We start from the raw sequence: 5,015 nt of genomic DNA, 5'->3' as shown, positions 1-5,015 counted from the left end.
ACCGCCGCCGGTCCGCCGACGGACCGCCGGCGGCCCCCGTCAGGCCGCCGGGGCGTGACCGCAGGGCGGAGGGGCCCGCCCCTGGCCCCGCTACGCTTGATGTCGGAAAACCGCCAGCCCCCGTCCCCGACGGCCGGGATCCTTGAGCCATGTACACCGACACCGAGCGCTGCGTGCGGGCCGTGCAGTCGAAGGACGCCCGGTTCGACGGGTGGTTCTTCACCGCGGTCCGGACCACCCGGATCTACTGCCGGCCCAGCTGCCCCGCCGTGCCGCCGAAGGTCGAGAACATGACCTTCCTGCCCAGTGCCGCCGCCTGCCAGCAGGCCGGCTACCGGGCCTGCAAGCGGTGCCGGCCCGACAGCTCCCCCGGCTCCCCCGAGTGGAACGCACGCGCCGACGCCGTGGCCCGGGCCATGCGGCTCATCCGGGACGGCGTCGTGGACCGCGAGGGCGTGCCGGGGCTCGCGGCCCGGCTCGGGTACTCCACCCGGCAGGTCGAGCGGCAGCTGAACGCCGAGCTCGGGGCGGGCCCGCTCGCCCTGGCCCGGGCCCAGCGGGCGCAGACCGCCCGGCTGCTGATCGAGACCTCCGGCCTGCCCATGGGCGATGTGGCCTTCGCCGCGGGGTTCTCGTCCATCCGGACGTTCAACGAGACCGTGCGCGAGGTGTTCGCCCTCGCCCCCGGCGAGCTGCGGGCCCGGGCCGCCGGCAGGGCCGGCCCGCCGGAGCCGCGGATTCCGGGGACGATCGGCCTGCGGCTGCCCTACCGTGCCCCGCTCAATCCCGACAACCTCTTCGGCCACCTCGCCGCCACCGCCGTCCCCGGCGTGGAGGAATGGCGGGCCGGGGCCTACCGCCGGACCCTGCGACTGCCCTACGGCACCGGGGTCGTCGCCCTGACCCCGCAGCCCGACCACATCGGCTGCCAGCTGGCCCTCACCGACCTGCGCGACCTCACCCTCGCCATCAGCCGCTGCCGCTGGCTGCTGGACCTCGACGCCGACCCCGAGGCGGTGGACGGTCAGCTGCGCTCCGACCCGCTGCTCGCCCCGCTCGTGGACAAGGCCCCGGGGCGCCGGGTCCCGCGGACCGTCGACGCCGCCGAGTTCGCGGTACGGGCGGTCCTGGGCCAGCAGGTGTCCACCGCGGCGGCCCGGACGCACGCCGCCCGGCTGGTGACCGCGCACGGCGAACCGGTGGCCGACCCCGAGGGCGGGCTGACCCACCTGTTCCCGTCGCCGGAGGCGCTGGCCGCCCTGGACCCGGAGCAGCTCGCCCTGCCCCGCAGCCGCCGCACCACGCTGACCACCCTGATCGCGGCCCTGGCCGACGGCTCGCTGGCGCTGGGCGTCGACAGCGACTGGGAGGCCGCCCGCGCCCGGCTCGCCGCCCTGCCCGGCTTCGGACCCTGGACCACCGAGGTCATCGCCATGCGGGCGCTGGGCGACCCCGACGCCTTCCTGCCGTCCGACCTGGGACTGCGGAAGGCCGCCGCAGGACTCGGGCTGCCGTCCACGCCCGCGGCGCTCACCGCCCGCGCGGCCGGCTGGCGTCCCTGGCGTGCGTACGCCGTCCAGTACCTGTGGGCCACCTACGACCACCCGATCAACCACCTGCCCGCCTGAGGAGCACGCAGCACCATGACGCACACCAAGCAGCACACCGTCGTCGACAGCCCCTACGGGCCGCTCACGCTCGTCGCCACGGACGGGGTCCTCAGCGGCCTGTACATGACCGGGCAGCGGCACCGCCCGGCCGAGGAGACCTTCGGGGAGCGGGTCGCCGCCGCCGAGGAGCCGTTCCCGGAGGCGGCGCGGCAGCTCGCCGCGTACTTCGCCGGGGAGCTGACCGAGTTCGACCTGCCGATGCGCCTGGAGGGCACCGCGTTCCAGCGGAGCGTGTGGGCCCAGCTCCTGCGCATCCCGTACGGGCAGACCTGGTCGTACGGGGAGCTCGCGGCCCGGCTCGGCAAGCCGAACGCCTCACGGGCGGTGGGCCTGGCCAACGGCAGGAACCCCATCGGGATCATCGTGCCCTGCCATCGCGTGATCGGCGCCTCGGGCGGCATGACCGGCTACGGCGGCGGTGTCGGCCGCAAGGTCCGGCTGCTGGAGTTCGAGTCCGGCAGGGCAGCCGCCGCCCCGGCTGCGGGGGCCCTTTTCTGATCCGTGAGGCGGAGGGGCGCCGACCGGCGGCGGCCGGCTCGCGCCTGGATCATGAGCACGAGCTGCGGCCCACCGCCTTGCGATGCACCGCACCGGACGCCGCGAGCCGGCGAACCCTTCCGGCCGGTGCGCTAGACGACGGCCAAGGGCACCAGCAGGGCGAAGGCCGCGCCCGCCTCCACCGCGTACGGGAACAGGGAGGGGTGCTGGACGGGGGCGGCGAGCAGGACCACGCTCTGCCGGGCGGTGGCGGCCTCCACCCAGTCGGCGTCGGCACCGAGGTTGCCCTGGTACCAGCCTTCGCAGGAGCCGGGCCCCGAGACGGCGAGCAGGTCGTCCTCGCGGCGGTAGAGGGCCCGCCAGCCCTCGGCGGGGGTGGCCCAGCCGTCGAAGTCGGTGAAAAGGGCCCAGCCGCCCTCGCGTATCGCGGTGTCGAAGAGCCACACCGGTGTCCCGTCGGGGGTGACCTCGCCGCCCTCCTGGCGGTCGGTGGTGAAGTGGACCATGGGCAGGGCGTCCGGCCCGTCGGCCGTGCTCGGCCAGGCGTACATCGTGATCATCAGTCGATTGTTTCCTGCTCTGGATAAGTCCGGCGTCACTGACCCGGTGTCAGGATGCGTCCGGGCGGCGGCCGTTCTCCAGCTCCACGACGCCTTCGCCGGAGTCCAGGACCCGGCAGGCCTCGACGGCGCGCAGCCCGAGCGGGCCGAGGAGGAAGCCGGGGAGCGCGGCGGGCTCGACGAGGCGCCAGGAGAGCAGTTCCTCCTCCTGCAGGCGGATCGCGGCGAGCTGCGCCTCGCCGAGGACACCGCCGTCGTAGAGGTAGGCGACCAGCGGCGGCCTGCCGGGGCCGAGCGTCCAGTCGACGGCGAGCAGCCGGCCGAGCGGCACGTCGAGGCCGATCTCCTCGGCGGTCTCGCGGCGGGCGGCCGCCCGGGGGGACTCACCCCGGTCGGACTCGATGGTTCCGCCCGGCAGCGCCCAGCCCTCGCGATAGTTGGGCTCGACGATCAGCACCCGCCCGTCCGCGTCGCGGAAGAGGGCCGCCGAGCCGGCCAGGACCCGGGGCAGGCCCGCAATGTACGTGGCGTAGTCATCCGTGGTGGTCACCCGGTCACCCTATCGAGCGCAGGGGGTGCGCGATCACGGGTGCGGCGGCGGATCCCTCCGCGGCTCCGGACCGCACCGAACCCGGCATGCGTGCTTGTGTCCTTGTTCGTGAGCACGGGGTGCCTGATGTGACCCAGGTCACCCATGGGCATAGGAGGATCCTCCGGATAGGCTCATGGGGGCGCGACTGCACTGTTCGAAAGCAAGGGATAGCAAGGTGACGGACGGAGCAGTAACCGAGGCCGCGCGCGTGCTCATCGCCGCGGACAAGTTCAAGGGCTCGCTCACGGCCGTTCAGGTCGCCGAGCGGGTGACGGCCGGCCTGCGCAGGGCCGTACCGGGCGTGGAGGTCGAGACCCTCCCCGTCGCGGACGGCGGCGACGGCACCGTCGCGGCCGCGGTTGCGGCCGGGTTCGAACGCCGGGAGGTACGGGTCACCGGGCCCCTCGGCGAGCAGGTCACGGCCGCCTTCGCGCTGCGCGACGGCACCGCGGTGGTCGAGATGGCGGAGGCCTCCGGGCTGCAGCTGCTGCCGCCGGGCGTCTTCGCGCCGCTGACGGCGACGACGTACGGCTCGGGCGAGGTGTTGAAGGCCGCGCTGGACGCCGGTGCGCGCACCATCGTCTTCGGTGTCGGCGGCAGCGCCACCACCGACGGCGGCGCGGGCATGCTGGCCGCCCTGGGCGCGGTGTTCCTGGACGCCGACGGCGAACCGGTCGGCCCGGGCGGCGGCGCGCTGGCCCGGCTGGCCTCGGCGGACCTGTCCGCGGTCGACCCGCGGTTCGCGGAGGTGGACTTCGTCCTCGCCGGCGACGTGGACAACCCGCTGACGGGCCCGAAGGGCTGCGCGGCGGTGTACGGCCCGCAGAAGGGCGCCTCGCCGGAGGACGTCGCGGCGCTGGACGCGGCGCTGGCGCACTACGCGCTGGTGCTGGAGAAGGCGATCGGTCCGAAGGCCACCGAGCTGGCCGCCTCCCCCGGGGCGGGCGGCGCCGGCGGCATCGGCTACGGGGCGCTGCTGCTCGGCGCGAGCTTCCGGCCCGGCATCGAGCTGATGCTGGAGGTGCTGGGCTTCGCCCCGGCGCTGGAGCGGGCGACGCTGGTGATCACCGGTGAGGGTTCGCTGGACGAGCAGACGCTGCACGGAAAGGCCCCGGCCGGTGTCGCGGCCGCGGCCCGTGCGGCGGGCAAGGAGGTCGTGGCGGTGTGCGGGCGGCTCCTGCTGGAGCAGTCGGCACTGCAGGAGGCGGGCATCCGCCGGGCGTACCCGCTGTCGGCGCTCGAACCGGACCCGGCGAAGTGCATCGCGAACGCGGGCCCGCTGCTGGAGCAGGTCGCGGCCGGCATCGCCGCCGACGCGCTCTGACCCCCGGTCCTGCGTACCGGCCGGAGCCCGGCGCGGGGACGCCGGGCTCCGGCGTGGGCAGGGCGCGTGTGCCGGTGACGCCCGGGGCCGGATCACTCGCGCGGCGGACAGGGGACGGAGCACGGTCCACGGCCTCCGTCGGAGCCGCCCCGGGGGCGGGTGCCCGGGGGTGCCGACGGCACCGGCCGGCGCTTCGGGCCGGTCCGCCGGGCGGGTCGGGGCCGCGGGCCCGGCCCGGCAGCCTCCCGCCGTTGCCGGCCTCCGGGCGCGGGAGCGCGCGCCCGGAGGCGCCGACGGATCCGGCCGGGAGCTTCCACCCCCGGCGCATCGGCCCGGCCGCGGCCGGGGCCGGGGCCGGGGCCGGGTACGGG

General features: G+C 76.0%; 5 protein-coding genes. 3 read left to right on the top strand and 2 right to left on the bottom strand.

The window, feature by feature from the left end; translation table 11 throughout:
- Positions 1–149: 149 nt before the first annotated feature.
- Positions 150–1,628: an AlkA N-terminal domain-containing protein gene (locus HYE82_RS33905; protein WP_179178062.1), complete on the top strand. Its 1,479-nt coding sequence runs from the start codon at positions 150–152 to the stop codon at positions 1,626–1,628.
- 15 nt (positions 1,629–1,643) lie between these two features.
- A complete protein-coding gene (locus HYE82_RS33900; protein WP_179178061.1) occupies positions 1,644–2,168 on the top strand; it encodes a methylated-DNA--[protein]-cysteine S-methyltransferase in 525 nt (174 codons plus the stop codon).
- Positions 2,169–2,299: 131 nt separating this feature from the next.
- Here the strand turns inward: HYE82_RS33900 and HYE82_RS33895 are convergent, their stop codons facing one another.
- Together HYE82_RS33895 and HYE82_RS33890 are read right to left on the bottom strand one after the other, a co-directional pair.
- The gene (locus tag HYE82_RS33895; protein WP_179178060.1) at positions 2,300–2,728 is read right to left on the bottom strand and encodes a hypothetical protein; all 429 of its coding nucleotides are present in this window, start codon (positions 2,726–2,728) and stop codon (positions 2,300–2,302) included.
- Between the two features lie 49 nt (positions 2,729–2,777).
- Positions 2,778–3,278: an NUDIX hydrolase gene (locus tag HYE82_RS33890; protein ID WP_179178059.1), complete on the bottom strand. Its 501-nt coding sequence runs from the start codon at positions 3,276–3,278 to the stop codon at positions 2,778–2,780.
- Between the two features lie 217 nt (positions 3,279–3,495).
- Here HYE82_RS33890 and HYE82_RS33885 point away from each other — a divergent pair, with 217 nt between their 5' ends.
- Positions 3,496–4,644, top strand: a complete 1,149-nt coding sequence (locus HYE82_RS33885; protein ID WP_179178058.1) for a glycerate kinase — start codon at positions 3,496–3,498, stop codon at positions 4,642–4,644.
- Positions 4,645–5,015 lie beyond the last annotated feature (371 nt).

The sequence above is a fragment of the Streptomyces sp. BR123 genome, assembly GCF_013401435.1.
Classification (GTDB): Bacteria; Actinomycetota; Actinomycetes; order Streptomycetales; family Streptomycetaceae; genus Streptomyces.
The sequence above is the reverse complement of the archived record's forward strand: the minus strand, read 5'-3'. Positions and strand labels throughout refer to the sequence as shown.